The sequence below is a fragment of the Janthinobacterium psychrotolerans genome (genome assembly GCF_001677885.1).
GTDB classification, from domain to species: Bacteria; Pseudomonadota; Gammaproteobacteria; order Burkholderiales; family Burkholderiaceae_D; genus Janthinobacterium; species Janthinobacterium psychrotolerans.
On the sequence record NZ_LOCQ01000057.1, the window covers coordinates 171,183 to 189,798 of the forward strand.

The following is an 18,616-nucleotide window of genomic DNA, read 5'->3' on the forward strand; positions in this document are numbered from 1 at the left end:
ACAAAAACACTGTGAAACATGACTAAATTATTAACCTGGATATTGGCGGGCCTGGCGATGGTCGGACCGCTGGCCATCGATACCTACCTGCCGTCTTTCCCCGCCATCGTCACCGATTTTAACGCCAGCCCGCTGCTGGTGCAGCAGACCCTGAGCTTTTTCCTGTTTTGCTTTGCCTTCATGATGCTGTTCTACGGCACCCTGTCCGACTCCTTCGGCCGCCGCCCGGTGATCCTGGTCTCGCTGGTGCTGTACGTGATCGCCTCGGTCGGCGCCGCGCTGGCGCCGTCGCTCGGTTGGCTGCTGGCCTGGCGCGTGCTGCAGGGCCTGTCGGCCGGCGCCGGTTCGGTGATCGGCCGCGCCATCGTGCAGGACCGCTACGCGGGCGCCGAAGCGCAAAAAATCCTGTCGCACATCATGATGGTGTTCGCGCTGGCGCCGGCAATCGCGCCCGTGCTGGGCGGCTGGCTGCAGGTGGGCCTGGGCTGGCGCTGGATCTTCTGGTTCCTCGGCGCCTTCGGCGTGCTGATGTTTGTCGTCGTCTGGCGCGCGCTGCCGGAAAGCCTGCCGAAGGAACAGCGCCACGCCTTCCACCTGGGCAGCATCGCCGTCAACTACTGGAGCGTGCTGCGCCACCGCCAGTTCCTGCTGCTGTCGACCGCCATCGGCGCGGCCTTCGGCGGCTTCGCCCTGTATATCGGCTCGGCCGCCTACTTCATCATCAATATCCTGCACCTGCCCGAAACGGCGTTTGCCTGGCTGTTCATTCCTTTGATCAGCGGCATGGTGTTCGGTTCGGCCCTGTCGAGCAAGATCGCCCACCGCTACAGCCAGCGCCAGATGGTGTGGGCCGGTTTTGCCCTGATGCTGGTGGCGGCGGCCGTCAATATCGTCTACAACTACTTCTTTGCCGCCGAAGTGCCGTGGGCCGTGCTGCCGCTGTTCTTCTACTCGTTCGCCCTGTCGCTGGCGATGCCGCCGATGACATTGATGGCGCTGAACCACTTCCCCAACAACAGCGGCCTGGCCTCGTCGATGCAGTCGTTTATCCAGATGCTGCTGTTCGCGCTGGTGTCGGGACTGGTGGCGCCGCTGCTGTTCGACAGCGCCTTGAACCTGGCGTATGGGGTGATGGGCGGACTGGTGGTGGCGCTGGTGTGCTGGGTGCTGGCGCAAGGGATGCGTAGGTCGGATTAGCGCTTCGCGCGTAATCCGACGCCATTACGCCATTGTTAACGCGGCCAACGGTGGTGTCGGATTACGGCCTTCGGCCTAATCCGACCTACGCGACCTGTAATTTGCCATCAGGGCCAAGGAGCGGGGGTGACGTCGCGATACTGCGCCCCGCCATCCTCCGGTTCGGCTTCATCTTTTTGCGAGGGCTGGCTCAACGGTCCGGCCGGCGAGCGCAGGCCGAGGATTTCCTTGCGCGTCTCGACGAAGTCGGCCGAACTCAGGGGGTGCTGCTGGTCGGGCCAATGGCCCACGGCCCATTCCTGCAAGGCTTCGAAGCGGCGCCACAGTTCGGCGATGAACTCGCGGCGCGCCGCTTCCTGCTGTTCGGATGTCTTGTCGGTAACGTCGCCCACATTTGCTTCCATGGCTGCTCCTGGCTGATGGCTGATATATCGTGCCGCCATCTTAAGTATGGCCAGGGACAGCGTCTGTACGCGAACGAACGCTCAGACTACACCGGCATCTTGCCGAAACCCACGGCCAGGCGGTTCCAGGTATTGATGGCGCCGATGGCCAGGGTGACGTTGACCATTTCGGCCGGTGTCAGTTCCGCCGCCAGCGCCGCATACACGTCGTCGGACGGATGGGCTTGCGCGATCAGGGTCTGCGCTTCGGTCCAGGCCAGCACCGCGCGCTCGCGCGGCGTGAAGAACGGCGTTTCGCGCCAGACCGATACCGCATACAGGCGGCGCTCGGTTTCGCCGGCCTTGCGCGCATCGCTGGTGTGCATGTCGACGCAAAACGCGCAGCCGTTGATCTGCGAGGCCCGCAGTCGAATCAGCTCGATCAGCGAATGCTCGATGCCCAGTTTGGCGATGGCCGCTTCCAGTGCATACATGGCCTTGTTGGCGTCGGGCGAAGCGACTGCGAAGTCGATGCGTTGCTGTGTCATGATGATGTTCCTCGGTCAGTTGGAGATGCACCATTGTAGAATCGCGGCAACGGGCCATGGCAGGCCAATGTTCACGGAAAACAGCAGACCATTCATGGAACTACATATCAGCCTGGAAGGCCGGCGCGACCTGGGCGGCCAGTTGTACCGCCAGTTGCGCGAGGCGATCACCGCCGGGCGCCTGGCCGACGGCCAGCAGCTGCCGCCGTCACGCCTGCTGGCCAGCCAGCTGGGGCTGTCGCGCAAGACGGTGTCGGACGTCTATGACCGGCTCGCCTATGAACAGCTGCTGGTGGGCAAGGTGGGTGTCGGCAGCTTCGTGCAGGCGCCATCAGCCGCGCCACTGCCCCGCCCCGGCGGCGCGCCGCTTGCCAGCAGCGAACGCCTGGCGCGCTGGGAGGCGACGGCGCGGCCGCTGGTGCAAGGGCCGCGCAGCGGCTTTGCGCGCTACGCGTTTATCGGCGGGCGCGCCACCCCTGCCCTGTTTCCACACGACCAATGGCGGCGCTGCGTGCAGGCCGCGCTGCGCCAGGAACGCGGCGAGCGCGGCAACTATGGGCCGGTGGCCGGGTTGCCAGAGCTGCGCGCGGCGATCGCCGGCCACGCCGCCTTTACCCGGGGCATAGTCTGCACGCCGGAGCAGATCCTGGTGACCAATGGCGCCCAGCAGGCCTTGTCGCTGCTGGCAAACACCCTGCTGGACGCTGGCGACACGGTGGTGGTGGAGGAACCCGGTTATCCGATGGCGCGCCAGCTGTTCGAGGCCACGGGCGCGCGGGTGGTCGGCGTGGAGGTGGACCAGGAAGGCATGCTGGTGGCGCAGATTCCCGACAGCGCCAGGCTGGTCTATGCGACGCCGACCCACCAGTTTCCGCTCGGTATGCCGATGAGCATGGCGCGCCGCCAGGCGCTGCTGGCGCGCGCGGGCGAGCTGGGCGCCATCATTATCGAGGACGACTACGACAGCGCGTTTCGCTACGAAGGCCGGCCCACGGATTCGCTGCAAAGCATGGACCGCCACGGCCTGGTGGCCCATGTGGGCAGTTTTTCCAAGACCATGCTGCCGGAATTGCGCATGGGCTATGTGGTGCTGCCGACAGCGCTGGTGCGCGCCGTGCAAACAGTGAAACACCTGACCGACTGGCACACGCCCACCTTGATGCAACTGGCGCTGGCGCGCTTTATCGACGAAGGCCACCTGCAGCGCCATATACGCCGCTGCCACGCGGTGTACGCGGGCCGGCGCGAGCGGCTGCGGCACTGGTTCGGCGGCCCGCTGGCGCCGTGGTTCGAACTGGTGCCGACCGCGGCCGGCTTCCATGTGGCGGCGCTGGTGCGCGACCATGTGCGGCTCGACATGGCTGAACTGCTGCGCCGCGCCCGGCGGGCCGACGTGGGGCTGCTGTCGATCGCGCCGTTTTACCATGGAACGCCGCGCCGGCACGGACTGTACCTGGGCTATGGCGCCATCGATACGCTCGATATCGATGCGGCGCTCGGCATCGTGCAGGGTATCCTGGCCGATATGGCCGCCTGATTATCTGACTTTCCAGCGGTAATGCCCGGTAACGGGATAGGCAAACAGGATGTTTTCTTCTTTGGTGCCCGCGCCGATATTGTGGATGATCAGCGGCACGCCGCCGGCCTGCCTGTCGCTGACAATGCCGATATGCGTGAGATTGCCCGGCAGCATCCAGGTGACGATATCGCCCGGCTTGTAGTTGCGGCCGTCCTTGCTGACCGGCAGGCTGCTGCCGTGGCGGCCGAAAAACGTCGCCAGGTTGGGCACGCGCCGGTGGTCGATATTGCGGTCCGGCGCCTTCATCTGCCAGCGGCCCTGCTTCTGGTAGACCGCCCACGCCTGCCGCATGTCCTGGTGCACCAGCACCTGCAAGTCCGCGCCCAGCTTGCGGTAGGCGCGCACCACCACGTCGGTGCAGACGCCGCGCTCGATCGGCACGTCGCCACCCGGATAGGCCAGGCGCTCGTAGCGCGGATCGTAAGAGAGCGTGACACCGACCTGGCTGCGGGCGGCATCGACCAGGCCGGTGGCCGGCGCCGCATGGACAGCGGGCAAGACGGCCTGCGTGATGGCAAGCAAGAGGATGGGGAAGATTTTGACCAGCATGAGTCGGTGCATCAATCGGCAAAAGACCGACTGTACACCGTCAGAAAGCAGGACGGCGCGCGCGCTGAATCACTGCATGTTTGCCGGGCATATGGAACAAATGTTCCATGGAGCTTTCAATGTGATTGCCATAGACTCCGACTTCACCCTTGTGATTGCCAACAAATAAGCCAACAATGAAAAAGCGAACAAAGATTATTATTTCCGGATTGGCTGGCATTATCATCATGCCAGTGTGGATCTACACATTTTACCTGCTGTTTTTTGACAAATCGGAAGGCAAATCCGGGGAAATCGGAAAATCCGCGATTACAATCCAGGAGGGAATCTTGAGCGACGTCGGCCCTTCAAATAGCCATGGAATCATATTCTCAATGACAGAGTATTCACATCTGGTGATTGGCGATAATGAGCTCAAGGAACTGAGAATCGTCGATGAACTACGAAATTCACTGTCCGATGCAATGCGTAAAAGATGTACCCTGTACATCTACAACAGCACCATTGTCGGCATCAAGCTTTCCAATGGAAGAACTTATTGCGCGAATTACAAGCTCGGCGGCTTGTGGCACTTCCTGGGCTGGCTGTTGGTCATATTGGGCGTCCCGCTTATCTTTGCTTTGGGACTCGGAATATTATGTTTGATAGGTGGTTACGGCCTGATCAAGCGCGGTAAAATCTACTCCTGCGCCTCCAATGTACCTGATGGGGTTATTCTCACTGCCTGAAAATGAAAGGCTTTGCAGGTGGCTTGCGACGGATGCACAGCTGGAGCGTGCCGGTCAAGAGCGGCGATGTCCTGTGACGTAACAGGAGCCTGCGCTATACTCGGCGCCTTGATTCATTTACAGAAAGCTCCTTACCCATGTCCACAGCGGCCGAATTCTTCCACGCGATACTGCGCGCGGCGATCGATGAAATCAAGTCCCGCAATATCCCCGTCTACACGTTTGCCTTCCACCACGACCATCCGGGGCGCGCCGTCTCGGTCTGCGTCGATACGAAAGCGAGCTCGCAGCGGTCGGTGCAGGAGTCCAATACGGTCTGCCTCGAGTATTTCATGGAAGCGCTGGCCGACGGCGACCTGAAGGAGGCCAGCCAGTGGCCGGCCAATGGCGGCAGGAGCCTGACCCTGGCCGACTTCGCCGCGGTCAATATCGCGCGCCAGGAAATCGGCGATGTGCGCGTCAACAAGCAGTTTCATGGCCAGATGATACGGGCCGTGCTGGCGTTCCAGGATGAGATCGCCAGCCTGTCGCAGGAGCCTGCCGAGCTGCTGCTGACCTGCTCGGGGCCGGACGAAGAAGTCGAGTATGTCTGGTCGCTGCCGCCGGGCGTCCAGCAATAACTGCCCACCGCCGCGCGCCTCAGGAAGGCCACCACCAGCGCCGCCGTGCCGCATACGCCAGGCGCGCCGGCACCTTGACAACAATCCGTGTGCCGGGCGCCACTGCGCCATCGACCGCCAGCTTGCCCTTGATGCGCGCCACCCGTTCGCGCATGCCGACCAGGCCCCAGCGCCCTTCGCCGGCGCCCGGCGCCATGCCCTTGCCGTTGTCGCGCACCGCCAGGCTCAGCTGCCGTAAACCGAACTCCAGCGTGACTTCAACATGGCTGGCGCCGGCATGCTGGAAAGCATTGCGCAGCGCTTCGCGGGCGACCTCGCCCAGCTCTTCGGCCACCAGATCGCGCAGCAGCACCCGCCGCCCACCCGTCCGCAGCTGGAACGCCGTGCGCGGATGATCGCGCATCAGGCACTCGCCGGCCTCGGCAATCGCGTCCTCGATATCGCCGGCGGGGCTGAGCCGAAGCGCACTGACCTGGTCGCGTCCGTCGACGTAGGCCTGGTCCGCGTCATCGATCACCTGGCCCAGGCGCGCGCGCACAGCATTTCCTTCTGGCAGTGCGCCGCGCGCCACATGCAGGTGCAGGATAATGCCCTGCATGCTTTGCAGGATGGTGTCATGCAAAGCGCGCGCAATCCGGGTGCGTTCGCCCAGGCGCTCGTTCATGCGTACCTGCAACTGCGCCGTCAGCCGGGCCAGGCGCCAGCGGTGCAGCAGCCACGCCAGCAACAGCACGGCCAGCACGCACAGCACGCGAAACCAGGTGGTCTGCGCCAGGCCCGGCAGCATCTCGAACGACAGCTGGGCGCCGGTCTCGTTCCACAGGCCATCATCGTTCGAGGCCATCACGCGAAAGCGGTAATGTCCTGGCGCCAGGCTGGCATACTGGACCGAGCGCCGCCCTTCCACCTCGTGCCAGTCCTGGTCCAGGCCATCGAGCCGGTAGCGCAGGCGCATGCGCTCGGGCGCGCGCAGGCTGAGCGCTGTAAAGTCGATGTTCAGCTCGCCGGTACGCGGCGGCAAGCGCAGCCCGTCGCGCAGCGGATAATCCTGGCCGTCGGCCTTGAGTGCCGTGATATGGACGGGTGGCACGACACGATTGCGCGGCAGCCTGGCCGGGTCGAACGTGTAGACGCCGCCCATGGTCGAAAACCACAGCGCCCCATCCGTGCTGCTCACGGCGGACGGAAAAGGCGTGATCGCGCTGGCCGTGCCCTGCAGGCCATCGCGGTAGTCGAGCCGTCCGAACCGCACGCGGTAGCCGGGCTCGCTCAGGGCGCGCCGCAGCTCGGCTGGCGCAATCGATGACAGACCGGCGCCGCCATTGAGCCACAAGCTGCCATCGGCAGCAAACACCAGCCCCGTGGTACCGGCAAACGGGTCGTCGCCAACGCCGCTGACGGGCGTGACTTTCCGGCCCTCGACATGGGCCACGCCGTTTTCGCCGCCTATCCAGGCGCCTTGCGCCGTCGGCAAGATGGCCAGCACGGTGCCCAGCTGCACGCCGTCGGCACGGCCGATGGTGCGCAAGCCGCCCTGCTCGAGCACCGTCAGCCTGTCATTGGTCGAGCCAAACCAGGTACGCCGCGCATCGCTGGCAATGACGGACGGCGCCAGCCCCGCCAGGCCAGGCACGCCGCCGTTTTCCTGCCAGGCGCCAGCGCGCAGCGTGTACAGGCCACGCCTGCCCATGCCGACCCACAAGGCGCCCGAGGCATCGGTGGCCATCGACAACACCACTGCCGTGGCGGGATCGCGCAGGCCCGGTGGCAAGGGCACGGCCATGCGTTTGCCCTCGTGGATTTTCCACAGCGCCCCGATGCCGCCGCTCCACAGCACACCGTTTGGCGCCGCATGCAGGGCCGAAGTGAGATCGGTGGAAGTGGACGGTGGCGCGTACGGTTCGGCCGAGGCACCGGCGCTGGCGACGATCGAACGGTCGACCCAGACGCCGCCCGCGCCACGCGGCGCCAGTGCGCGCGCGGCGGCCAGGTACCTGGGCAAGGCGACAGGCGCCAGCTGGTACGCGCGAAACCGGTCGAGCCCGCTTTCCGTCCCCACCCAGAGATTCTGTTCGCGGTCTTCGAACACGGCAAAGCCATGCTGGCCTGACAGACCCTGTCCGGCACCGGTGCGCTGCGCGGGAAAGGCGCCGGCACCGGCGGCGCTGATGCGGCTCACGCCGTTATAGTTGGGCATCCACACGGTGCCGGCATGATCGAACAGAAAATAGCTGATGTTGCCCAGGCTGGCAGAGTCGGGCATGGGGGCTGCCGGCGTACCGGCCACCAGGTGCAAACCGGGACGCATGGTGTCGGAGGTCCAGATACTGCCATCCGGATGCTGGGCCAGCTTGCCGTAGCCCACCACCGCCGGCCCTTCCATAAAGCGCGTACCGTGTTTTTCCAGCGCATGGACGGCCTGGTTGGTGCGTACGTGAAATGTGCCCCTATTGTCGAGCAGCATTGCCGTGGCGATGCCACCGGACGCCGCCATCGATGCTGGCGGCACGCGCCAGTTGCCATCGGCGCCAAGCAGCATCAGGCCACGCGCGCCGGCCAGCCACAGCCGCCCGTCGCCGTCCTGTCCCAGGCATGCGGCGGTGCCGCCCGGCATGCCATGCTCGCCGACGCGAAAATGCCGCATGCCCGCCGCCGACAGCAGGCTGGCGCCGCCAAACTTGTAGGTGATCCACAGGCGGCCGTCCGGCAACAGCCCCAGGCTCTGGATGCTCGACGACAGCGGCGCCTGCGCACCGCTCATGCGCTCGAAGCGCACGCCATCGAAACGGAACAGGCCCATCGCGCTGCCGATCCACAACCAGCCGTCAGCGGTCTGGGTAATGGCCGTGATGCCGGTTGGCGCACCGTCTTTCGCGGTCCAGCTGGCGTGCTGCATGTCGATGATGGGGCGGCTGTCGGCGGCGCGCACCAGCGAGGCGCAGAAAAACACATGGCAGGCCAGTAAGCAGGCGGCAAAGGAGAGTGAACGCATCGGTCAGCGCAGGGATGGAACAAGCCGCCATTTTACGGCAAGCGCGGCCAATTCCGTACCGCCAAAAGGCCGGTATCGAGTTTGTCTGGCAAGTGCTTATGCCAGGCGCTGCGCTTTCGAGCGCGCCCAGCTGACGATGGTATTGGCATCGACCGCACCCGGCTGCCGCGCCACTTCCATGCCGTTCTGGAACAACGCCAGGGTGGGAATGCTGCGGATGGCCAAGCGGGTGGCGATGTCCTGCGATGCTTCGGTATTGACCTTGACCACGCGAAACGCCGGCTCCAGGGTTTGCGCGGCCTGGGCGTAGAACGGCATCATGGTGCGGCAGGGGCCGCACCATGGCGCCCAGAAGTCGACCAGCACGGGAATGTCGGTACGCTCGATGTGCTTCAAAAAGCGCGCGCTTGAAAGATCCACCGGCGCGCCGGTGAACAGGTCCTTGCCGCACTTGCCGCAGGTCGGCTGCTCACGCAGGCGCGCCGGCGGCAGGCGGTTGACGGCGTCGCAATGGGGGCAGACGATATGCAGGGATGCTGGCGAGGTCGGGGTCATGATAAAGCCGCTGGCTGATTCATAAAACCCCACCTTAGCAGAAATCCCTGCCGCCTTCCGCAGCCTTGCTTACAGGAACAGCGAGGCCGCAATCGACCACATCACCAGCGCGATGATGGCGTCGAGCACGCGCCAGGCCACCGGCTTGGCGAACACGGGCGCCAGGTAGCGCGCGCCAAAGCCCAGCACGAAGAACCACAGCGCCGAGGCCATGATGGCGCCGCCGGCAAAATACACGCGGCCGCTGCCTTCGTGCTGGCCACCGATCGAGCCCAGCAAAATCACCGTATCGAGAAAGGCGTGCGGGTTCAGCAGGCTGAACGCCAGCGCCGCGCCGATCACGGCCCAATAGCCATCGGGTGCCTTGGCGGTGGAGGCCGTCAAGGCGGCGGGACGCCAGGCCGATTTGGCCGCCCGCAGTCCGTAGGCGATCAAAAAGGTGGCGCCGCCGGCCTTGGCCCACAGCAAGAAGCTGGGGTTGTTGGCGATGACCGTGCCCATGCCGGCCACGCCGGCCGAGATCAGCAAGGCGTCGCACACCAGGCAGACCAGGATGCAGGTCAGCACATAGTGGCGTTTCAGGCCCTGTTTCAGCAAGAAGGCGTTTTGCGTGCCGATGGCCACGATCAGGCTGGCGCCCAGGCCCATGCCTTTCAAAAAGATTGCGCTATCCATGATGATTCCTTTATCGATGCTTTCCCCTGGCGCGCAGCCGCCCACGCCAGGCCGGCAAGACGCTCGGCGAGGCTGTAAAAGGTAGAAGGACGGTGGGCGCGAATGTCAGCGTTGCCGGCTGTGCCGGCAGTGCTGCGCGCGGAGGAAGTTGTTACCCTAAGGCAGCAGTGTAAAGAAAAAGTAAATATAAGTATAATCAATGATTCTAACCTTATATAAGAGATACTTATGCGAATGGTCGATTACCGGGGCCTGGCCGCGCTCGATGCCGTGATCGGCCTGGGCAGCTTTGAAAAGGCGGCGCAGTCGCTGGCCATCAGCCAGCCGGCCGTGTCGCAGCGCATCCGCACTCTGGAAAACCTGGAAGGCACTTTGCTGGTGATACGCAGCCATCCGCCGGCGCCCACGGAAGCGGGCCAGCGCCTGATCGCCCATTATCGCCAGGTCAAGCTGCTCGAAGCGGCGCTCGATGCACAGCCCGGCCCCAGCACGCGCCTGCCCGAGCTGGCGATCGCCGTCAACGCCGACAGCGCCGCCACCTGGATACCGGAAGCGCTGGGGCCGCTGTTGACGCCGCCAGCGTGCCTGCTCGACATTCGCCTCGATGACCAGGACCACACCCTGAGCCAGCTGCGCGAGGGGCGCGTGTTTGCCTGCGTCACCAGCGCCACCGACCTGGTGGCCGGCACCACCGCCACGCCGCTGGGCGGCATGCGCTATCTGTGCGTGGCCGCGCCCGCGTTTGCGGCACGCTGGTTTGCCGGTGGATTTACCGCCGACGCCGTCAGCCAGGCGCCCGCCATCACCTTCGGCAGCAAGGACGCGCTGCACGAGCGCTACCTGGAGCACCGGCTCGGCTACACGGGCCGCTATCCGCACCATGTGCTGGGCTCGGCGCGCGACTTCGTGCGCCTGATCGAAATGGGCTACGCCTATGGCATGGTGCCGCTGCTGCAGGCCGAAACGGCGCTGGCCGCCGGCCGGCTGGTCGACGTGGCGGCCGGCCAGTCGCTCGATGTGCCCCTGACCTGGCATGCCTGGGATATCCAGACGCCGCTCACGCGCACCCTGTCCGACGCGGTGATCGCCACGGCGCGCAAATGGCTGCTGCAACCCTGAGCGCGTCGCCAGCAGTGTGCGCTTGCCGACCCGATTGCCTTACACTGAGGCAACGATGAATAACAGGCAGGCATCATGAGCATTGCGCGTACCACCATCCTGGCCCTGTTGGCCCTCATACCCCTGACGGCCGGCCTGGTCGCCTGTTCGCCTCTGCGCGCCATCAATGCCCTGTCGTCCGGCAGCGCGTCAACCGTCACGCCGGACCTGCCCTACGGGCCGCTGCCCCGGCAAAAGCTCGATGTGTATGCGCCGAAAAGCCATGCCGGCCTGGCGCCGGTGGTGGTGTTTTTTTACGGCGGCAACTGGAACAGCGGCCAGCGCGCCGACTACGCCTTTGTCGGCCATGCGCTGGCCTCGCGCGGCTATGTGGCGGTGATCGCCGACTACCGTCTGTATCCGCAAGTGCATTACCCGGAAATATTGCAGGATGCGGCGCGCGCCGTGGCCTGGACGGCGGTCGAAGTGCGCCGCCATGGGGGCGACCCGGCGCGCCTGTTCGTGATGGGCCACAGCGCCGGCGCCTATAACGCGGCCATGGTAGCACTCGATACGAGCCTGCTGGCCCGCCACGGCATGCGCCCACAAGACTTGCGCGGCTGGATCGGCCTGGCCGGCCCGTATGATTTCCTGCCGATCGACAACCCGGACACCAAGCCCGTGTTTTTCTTCCCCGACACGCCCACTTCCTCGCAGCCGATCCACCATGTGACGGCAACGGCGCCACCGGCGCTTCTGATCGCGCCCCAGCGTGGCCACGACAAGCTGGTCGACCCGCAGCGCAATACCGGTGGCCTGGCGGCGGCCCTGCGCGCGCAAGGCCGGCCCGTGACGGAGCTGTATCTCGATGGCGTCAGCCACGCCACCCTGGTCGCCTCGCTGGCCAGCCCCCTGCGCAGGCTGGCACCCACCCTCGACCATATCAGCGCCTTTATCGACGCCAACAGCGGGCCGGAAACAAAAACGCCCGTCCGGTAAGGGACGGGCGCTGGCAAGTTAGCAGGTCAGCCAGGCTTCTGGACGGCGCTGCCACTACGGGGCTCAGCCCCCTGCGGGCAGTGCGGCCGTGGCCGGGCCGATGCCGGCCGGCTTACTCCTTGCGGCTGCTGGTCTTGCTTTGGCTGCCCGCATGGCTGGCCGATGCTTGCGCACCGCCGCTGGCGCCTTCGCTGGCCGACTGGGCGCCGCCCTGGGCACTGCCCTGGCCGCCGCTTTGCAGGCTCTGGCCTTCACGGCCCTGGGCGCCGCGCTGGTCGCGGCCATTGCCATTCTGGAAGCCCTGGAAAGGCTCGGCGATGCGCTGCATGGTTTCCTGCTGCTTGCGCAGGTTCTTTTCCGTTTCTTCCGAAGCCGTGCGGGCCACTTCCTCGGCCAGCGCCTTGGCGGTGCGGCTGGTCTCGGACACATGCTGCTCGGCCACGGTGGCCATTTCCACCTGGGTGTCGGCGGCCACGCGCGACAGTTGCTGTTGATACACACGCAGCTGCTCGGCGGCCGGCTGGCCGGAGGCGGCTGCCACGCGGAAAGCGTCTTCCGGACGCTCGACCGTGATCATGTTATGCGTGGCGATGGTGGCTTCTTCCAGCAGGCTTTGCGCCAGTTGCACATGCAGGTCGCTCACTTGCTGCACCGAATGAAACAACGATTTCGAGATGCCGTTGAAGAACGCCAGCTGGGCTTCCAGGTGATTCTTGGCGGCAGGGGTGACATTACGTGAATATGGATACATGGAGTTTCCTTTACGTGACATGGGTTGAGATGCCAAAGTGGCATCGGGCAATACGCGAGAAACATGACTGCGTGGAGGACAGCTGCTTGGCAACGCGAGCCCCAAGGCTACGTGAGGACTACTGATGAAGGATGATCTGGATCAAAGATGCGCAGGGCTGCGCAAAGAACTTTGCCAGGACGGCGCATCTTTGGTGCAGCGCAACATGAGAGAGGAAAAACTGTGCAGGGCCGGCAGACATAGCTCAGGCGACGCGAAAGTAGCCTTGGCGCAAAAGAGACGCTTCCAGCCAGCGGTTGCCATACCAGCCGCGCAGCATCAGGTAGGACAGCTGCACGCAGCTGGCCAGCAGCAGCGCCGCTTCCCTGCCCTGGATATCGGCCAGTTCGGCGCAGCCCGACAGCACGACGTCCAGGCACAGCATCGGCAGCAGCCACCACCAGCGGCGCTTGGCGACCGCCCACAAGGGACCGAGAAAGAACGCGGGCCAGGAAAAGCCCGCGCTGACATACGCGTAGCGGCCACTGCCGTCAGCGTACAAGGTACTGCCTGGTTTCATGCCATCCCTGACGTTAACGCAGGTTGCCCGTATGGCCCAGCGAATAGCGGCCCGGCTGCGGCCACACGGTCAGGCCGTGCGGCTCCTGGCCCACTTTCACCTTCGACACCTCGCCGCTGGTCGTACTGATGCGGTACACCACATCGTCAAAGCGGCCGGACAGCCACAGGTATTTGCCGTCGGCCGAGACATTGCCCATGTCCGGGCTGCCGCCGCCCGGGATGACCCACTGCGTCACCACTTTTTCGGTGGCAAAATCGATGACGCTGACGCTGCCCTTGCCATTGCGCTTGCCATGGATGCGGTGCGTGCCGCGGTTGGCCACGTACAACCGTTTGCCATCGCGGCTCGGGTACAGGCCGTGCGCGCCGACGCCGGTCTGGATAAAGCCGATTTCCTTCAGGGTGGCGCCATCGACGATGTGCACGCCGTCGGCGTCCATGTCGGCGATAAAGAATTTCTTGCCGTCCGGCGAGATGCGTATGTCCTGCGGCATGCCCTTCTTGACGCTGCAGATTTCATTGGCCGGGCCGCCCACCGGGCCGGACTCGGCAAAGCGCTTGGCCGGCATCTGCAGCTTCAGGTAGCCTTCGACCTTGCGGTTCACCAGGTCGATCTTGGCGATGGTGCCGTCAAATTCGCAGGTGAACATGGCATAGCGGCCATCGTTCGAAAAGTCGGCATGGTTGATGCCGCCGCACTGCGGCGTGTCGATCGAATACTGCACCGCCATGGTCTTCGGATCCCTGAAGTCCAGGCGGTGGCGCGCCTCGGCCACCACGATGGCCGACTTGCCGTCCGGCGTGTAATACATATTGTAAGGATCGTCGACCGCCACTTCCTTGCCGTGCTTGCCCGTCAGCGGGTCGATCGGCGTCAGGCTGCCCTTGTCGGTGCGCTCGGCGTTATTGGCCACCCACAGGGTGCGCAAGTCCCATGACGGCACCACGTGCTGCGGGCCCAGGCCGACCTTGAACTTGTCGACCACTTTCAGGCTTTCCTGGTCGATCACGTACACATCGTTCGAACGCAGGTTGGGCACGTAGACGCGCGGCAGGTGGTCCTTGACCACGGCGCTCATGTTGGACGGGCCGATGCTGCCATAGACATTTTTCGGGTCGACCAGCGGCGGCATGCCGGGCAGCGGCGAATAGGCCGGCGCGGCGGCAGGAGCGGCTGCTGGCGCCGGGGCCGGAGCCGCAGCGCCGATGACCTGGCTGGCCACGCCCAGGCCGGCGAATGCGGCGGCCAGGGCGGAAACGGTGACGAGGGTGCGTCGTTGGAGTATTTTCATGTCGGTTCGCGTATTGTCGTTGCAAATACCGGGCGCCCGCTGGCGTCCGGGTGGAAAGAATTATTTGTGCTGCAATAATTGTTTGATGGCCGCCACCGAGGTGTCGACCTGCAGCCTGACGCCGATCTGGCCCAGTTCGGCCGTGGCCCGCGTGGCGTCGCCGCGCACGCCGTCGGCCACGCCGGGCCTGGCACCATGGGCCATGGCCTCGCTGCGCACCATGGCCGGCTCGGTCGCCAGCATCAGCGCCGCGTCGGCCAGGCCCGCATGCAGGCCGATCTCGGCGGTGCTGAAGCCGCGCTTCTGCAGCTCGGCGATAAATTTTGTCTGGGTAATGTCGTAGTAGTCGAGCAAGGCGTATGCGCGCGCGTCCGCGTTTGGCCCACTTTTGCCGCCCTTGCTCCAGGCGCGGTTCAGTTTGGCGGCGACGTTCTGTTCGTTCTTCTGGTAGCCGCCATGGTCGCCGATAAAGATAATGTCGCGAAAGCCATGCTGGCGCAGGCTGGCGGCCGCGCCCTCAAGGATGGCTTCGAAGGCGGCCGGCGGTATCGAAATGGTACCCGCATGGCGCATGTGGCCGGCCGGCGGCGAGATACTGCCTTCCGGCACATAGGACACGACCGGCGCGACGATGGCATTGCCCAGCTTTTGCGCGATCTGGCGCGCCAGCATGCCGGCGCGCACGTTGTGCTTGCCCAGCGCGATATACGGGCCGCTCTGTTCGACGCCGCCGATCGGGATGATCGCCGTGGTGGCGCCGTGGTCTATGCGTGCGCGCAATTCGCTGCTGGTGAGTTCTTCCAGCACCACGCTGGACGAGGCAGGCGCGGCGGCCAGGCACGACAAGGGCAAGGCGAGGGTCAGGGACAAGGCAAGCAGACAGGCGCGGGGCGCCAGTGGCAGGCGGTACTGCAAATTCATCATCAAACATCTTTCGTGGTCATCAAGCGTGACGCCCTGCCTGGCGAGACCAGGCCAGCTGCTGCCACGAGGAATTGTATTCCATCGGGGCAGCATCGGCACGTTAATTTGACACGGTTTGGTGCGAATTGACTACAGGCAGCTTGTTACGCCAGCAGGCGCTGGGCAGGCTCCACGCGACGTGGTGCCGCCGTCACCGGCAAGCCACCGGCCACGCTCAGCTTGCGTCCGGTGGCGTCGCCGCGCAGGCGGAACACGGCCACCACGTCGACCAGTTCCACCGCGCGGTCCTGCAGCGAGGCTGCTGCGGCGGCGGCTTCCTCCACCAGCGAGGCATTCTGCTGGGTGACCTGGTCCATCTGCGAGATGGCCTGGTTGACCTGTTCGATGCCGGCGCTCTGCTCGTGGCTGGCGTTGGCGATCTCGCCCATGATGTCGGTCACGCGGCGGATGCTGACGACAATCTCTTCCATCGTGGCGCCGGCCTGGTCAACCAGCGCGCTGCCGGTGTTGACTTTCTCGACCGAATCCTCGATCAAACCCTTGATTTCCTTGGCCGCCGCCGCGCTGCGCTGGGCCAGGTTGCGCACTTCGGTGGCCACCACGGCAAAGCCGCGGCCCTGCTCGCCGGCACGCGCCGCCTCGACGGCCGCGTTCAGCGCCAGGATATTGGTCTGGAAGGCGATGCCGTCGATCACGCCGATAATGTCGGCGATCTTCTTGGCCGACGCATTGATCGAGCCCATGGTGCCGACCACCTGCGCCACCACGGCGCCGCCCTTGCTGGCCACTTCCGAAGCCGACACGGCCAGGGTGTTGGCCTGGCGCGCATTGTCGGTGTTCTGGCGCACGGCCGAGGTCAGCTCTTCCAGGCTGGACGCGGTTTCTTCCAGCGACGAGGCCTGCTGTTCGGTGCGTACCGACAGGTCGGCATTGCCGGCCGTGATCTGGCCGGCGGCCACGCTGACGGTATCGGCCGAGGTGCGCACGGTGGCGATCACGTCGACGATGCGCTCAAGGAATTTATTGAAGGCGGTGGCGGTGCGGCCCACTTCGTCCATGCGCTCGACCGGCATGGCGGCCGACAGGTCCATGGTGGCGCTGACGCGCTCCAGCGTGCTCTGGATATTGCCCAGGCCGCCGCTGATGGTGCGGTAGATATGCCAGGCCAGCGCGCCCGTCAGCAGCATGGCCACGGCCAGCACCGCCAGCATGGTGTTGAACGCCGTGTCGTAGGCGGCCAGGCTTTCCGCTTTCACGTCCGACACCAGCTTGTTGTTGTAGGCGATATGGTCATCCATGCTTTTCTTGGCGGCGGCGGCGGACAGCGCCAGCGGCGTACCGGCCAGCAAGGTGGCGCGCACGCCATCCATGTCGCCCGCGTGGGCGGCGGCAAAGAACGGCACCAGCGCGCGGCGGTAGGCTTCCATCGCGGCCTGGTCGGCGTCGAGCATCTTGCGGTCGGTGTCGTCATACAGGCGTTCGGCGCGGTATTTGGCGACCAGGTCGTCAAAATCCTTGTTGGCCGCGGCCAGCGCCTTGTCCAGCGCGGTCTTGTCGGCCAGGTTGGAGAATACCGACAGGCGGTAGCCGGCCAGGCGCGAATCGGTCAGCGCGGCTTTCGCCGCGTTCAGGCCCTGGATGCTGGGAATGATGCGGTTTTGTACCGTATCGAAACGCTCCTGGGCGCGCTGGAGCTGGATGGCGCCGCCGGCGCCCAGCAACAGCAGGGCCAGCAAGGCGATGGACAGGGTGAGGATTAATTGTTTGGTGATATTCATGGTGTGCTCGTCAGTGAAGCAGGACTGATTGGTGAAGTAAGTGGTTCATTGAAGCGGCAGGTCAGGCGGCCAGCGCCGACTGTTCCGCCGTGCGGCGCAGCAAGTCGCCATGTTCGCGGCAGAAGGCGGCGCCGGCCTTGTAGCCTACGTCGAACAGCAATTGCATGTTCGAGCTGGACCAGTCGAGGGTATCGGGCCAGTGCTGTTCCGGGATGCCTTTCATCAGGTCGAGCTTGAGCAGGCGGCGCTTGGGCTGGCCCGTGTGCGCGTCGGTGTTGTGCTCGAGCTCGAACAGGCGCAGCTCGGACTTGGAAATTTTTACCAGCGGCGTGATGATGGAACGCACCCAGGCGTCGTACAGATTGCGCGGCTTGCGCAACAGGCGCTCGTCGCCGAGGATGTCGAGAATGACCAGGGTATCGGCGTCGTGGTGCTCGCCCTTGCCTTCGATGAATGGGTCGAAATTGAGGGTATCGAGCGCCGCGCCTTCGATGTAGTCGCTGCCGGCAATATTGGTCGGCGCGTACAGGAAGGGAAACGACAGCGCCGCGCGCACGTGTTCGGGGGCGATTTCATGCTTGCCCCAGTTCTGCATGCGGTGCTCGGTCAGGTTGTAGGCGTTGATGTAGAACTGCGGACGCATGGTTTTTACGCCCGAAAAATCGACCGCCTTTTCCAGGAAGGGCAGGTGCGCGCACAGGCCCAGGCTTTTCGACGACAGGTCCGATGGCGACAGCGACGACAGCATCAGCTTGCCCCAGTCCGACCAGGCAGTCGGCGCCCCCGCAAACGTTTGCTTGAAGGCCTGCACGAAGGGATTGCTGGCCGGTGGCTGAAATACGTCGCGGAAGGTGCTGGCCTGCATGCCCGGCTTCTGGAAGATCTTGTAGTTAATCGGGATCATCTTGTAGATGCTGTCGGCCACGCCGGTATCGGCCCAGCTTTGCAGTGCCTGGCGCGGCGTCGCTTCGTGCGGCGTGGTGTACAGCAAGCCCATCAGCACACCCGCGCCCGACGCCGAGATCACGTCGAACTCGATGCCCTCGTCGACAAAGGCGGCCAGCGCGCCGGCGATCAGGGTGGAATTGGGTGCGCCGCCACCGAGCAGCAAACCGGTCTTGCGGGCCGGCATCGAGGCAACGGCGGGGGATTTGAGGTTGACAGATTTCATGCACGCTCCTGAATGGCGGAGCACCTGCGCCCCTGGGATTGTTAATCGCTTGTGATGTACGCAGCACTGTTTTAGTGAAACAATGTTGCAAAATTGAATGGCAAATTAACACAGAATAATTCCATATGGCAATTTAGTTGTCGTATATACGATATTCAGAAATGCCATAAGCAGCACCCATGCGGCTTGCGAGTGTTGCAGTGCAGCAAAAAAATA

18 protein-coding genes are annotated in these 18,616 nt (G+C 64.6%); 6 read left to right on the top strand and 12 right to left on the bottom strand.

The window, feature by feature from the left end:
- Positions 1-18: 18 nt before the first annotated feature.
- A complete protein-coding gene (locus ASR47_RS16125; protein ID WP_065308798.1) occupies positions 19-1,197 on the top strand; it encodes a multidrug effflux MFS transporter in 1,179 nt (392 codons plus the stop codon).
- 107 nt (positions 1,198-1,304) lie between these two features.
- Here the strand turns inward: ASR47_RS16125 and ASR47_RS16130 are convergent, their stop codons facing one another.
- Both ASR47_RS16130 and ASR47_RS16135 read right to left on the bottom strand, forming a co-directional pair.
- Entirely contained in the window at positions 1,305-1,601 is a 297-nt protein-coding gene (locus ASR47_RS16130; protein WP_065308799.1) for a hypothetical protein, read from the bottom strand.
- Positions 1,602-1,687: 86 nt separating this feature from the next.
- Entirely contained in the window at positions 1,688-2,128 is a 441-nt protein-coding gene (locus tag ASR47_RS16135; protein WP_065308800.1) for a carboxymuconolactone decarboxylase family protein, read from the bottom strand.
- A gap of 94 nt (positions 2,129-2,222) precedes the next feature.
- On the opposite strand from ASR47_RS16135, the gene pdxR reads away from it, so the two are divergent.
- Complete coding sequence (gene pdxR / locus ASR47_RS16140) at positions 2,223-3,665, top strand: MocR-like pyridoxine biosynthesis transcription factor PdxR (protein WP_065308930.1); 1,443 nt, start codon at positions 2,223-2,225, stop codon at positions 3,663-3,665.
- Here pdxR and ASR47_RS16145 read toward each other — a convergent pair whose 3' ends face one another.
- A complete protein-coding gene (locus tag ASR47_RS16145) occupies positions 3,666-4,256 on the bottom strand; it encodes a DUF1287 domain-containing protein (RefSeq protein ID WP_150127832.1) in 591 nt (196 codons plus the stop codon).
- Between the two features lie 176 nt (positions 4,257-4,432).
- On the opposite strand from ASR47_RS16145, the gene ASR47_RS16150 reads away from it, so the two are divergent.
- Together ASR47_RS16150 and ASR47_RS16155 are read left to right on the top strand one after the other, a co-directional pair.
- Positions 4,433-4,984: a hypothetical protein gene (locus tag ASR47_RS16150; protein ID WP_150127833.1), complete on the top strand. Its 552-nt coding sequence runs from the start codon at positions 4,433-4,435 to the stop codon at positions 4,982-4,984.
- Positions 4,985-5,121: 137 nt separating this feature from the next.
- Positions 5,122-5,604: a hypothetical protein gene (locus ASR47_RS16155; RefSeq protein WP_065308803.1), complete on the top strand. Its 483-nt coding sequence runs from the start codon at positions 5,122-5,124 to the stop codon at positions 5,602-5,604.
- 19 nt (positions 5,605-5,623) lie between these two features.
- Here ASR47_RS16155 and ASR47_RS16160 read toward each other — a convergent pair whose 3' ends face one another.
- From ASR47_RS16160 to ASR47_RS16170, 3 genes are all read right to left on the bottom strand, one after another.
- A complete protein-coding gene (locus ASR47_RS16160) occupies positions 5,624-8,596 on the bottom strand; it encodes a sensor histidine kinase (RefSeq protein ID WP_065308804.1) in 2,973 nt (990 codons plus the stop codon).
- 96 nt (positions 8,597-8,692) lie between these two features.
- Positions 8,693-9,151 carry a thioredoxin TrxC gene (trxC, locus tag ASR47_RS16165; RefSeq protein ID WP_065308931.1) on the bottom strand — a complete coding sequence of 153 codons (459 nt, stop codon included), beginning with the start codon at positions 9,149-9,151 and terminating at the stop codon, positions 8,693-8,695.
- 69 nt (positions 9,152-9,220) lie between these two features.
- Positions 9,221-9,826 carry a LysE/ArgO family amino acid transporter gene (locus ASR47_RS16170; protein ID WP_065308805.1) on the bottom strand — a complete coding sequence of 202 codons (606 nt, stop codon included), beginning with the start codon at positions 9,824-9,826 and terminating at the stop codon, positions 9,221-9,223.
- Positions 9,827-10,054: 228 nt separating this feature from the next.
- On the opposite strand from ASR47_RS16170, the gene ASR47_RS16175 reads away from it, so the two are divergent.
- Positions 10,055-10,945 (top strand): LysR family transcriptional regulator ArgP, encoded by an 891-nt coding sequence (locus ASR47_RS16175; RefSeq protein ID WP_065308806.1) that lies wholly within the window; start codon positions 10,055-10,057, stop codon positions 10,943-10,945.
- 75 nt (positions 10,946-11,020) lie between these two features.
- A complete protein-coding gene (locus tag ASR47_RS16180; RefSeq protein ID WP_065308807.1) occupies positions 11,021-11,923 on the top strand; it encodes an alpha/beta hydrolase in 903 nt (300 codons plus the stop codon).
- A 112-nt stretch (positions 11,924-12,035) separates the two neighbouring features.
- Here the strand turns inward: ASR47_RS16180 and phaP are convergent, their stop codons facing one another.
- The 6 genes from phaP to ASR47_RS16210 form a co-directional block, all read right to left on the bottom strand.
- Positions 12,036-12,674 (bottom strand): TIGR01841 family phasin, encoded by a 639-nt coding sequence (gene phaP / locus ASR47_RS16185; RefSeq protein ID WP_065308808.1) that lies wholly within the window; start codon positions 12,672-12,674, stop codon positions 12,036-12,038.
- Positions 12,675-12,918: 244 nt separating this feature from the next.
- On the bottom strand, positions 12,919-13,233 hold the full coding sequence (locus ASR47_RS16190) for a DUF2628 domain-containing protein (RefSeq protein WP_065308809.1): 315 nt from the start codon (positions 13,231-13,233) through the stop codon (positions 12,919-12,921).
- A 13-nt stretch (positions 13,234-13,246) separates the two neighbouring features.
- Positions 13,247-14,527: a YncE family protein gene (locus ASR47_RS16195; protein WP_065308810.1), complete on the bottom strand. Its 1,281-nt coding sequence runs from the start codon at positions 14,525-14,527 to the stop codon at positions 13,247-13,249.
- A 60-nt stretch (positions 14,528-14,587) separates the two neighbouring features.
- Positions 14,588-15,451, bottom strand: coding sequence for a creatininase family protein (locus ASR47_RS16200; protein ID WP_245714371.1), 864 nt, complete (start codon positions 15,449-15,451; stop codon positions 14,588-14,590).
- A gap of 143 nt (positions 15,452-15,594) precedes the next feature.
- Positions 15,595-17,229, bottom strand: coding sequence for a methyl-accepting chemotaxis protein (locus ASR47_RS16205; RefSeq protein ID WP_065308811.1), 1,635 nt, complete (start codon positions 17,227-17,229; stop codon positions 15,595-15,597).
- Positions 17,230-17,290: 61 nt separating this feature from the next.
- Positions 17,291-18,400, bottom strand: a complete 1,110-nt coding sequence (locus ASR47_RS16210; RefSeq protein ID WP_245714372.1) for a patatin-like phospholipase family protein — start codon at positions 18,398-18,400, stop codon at positions 17,291-17,293.
- Positions 18,401-18,616: the final 216 nt, after the last annotated feature.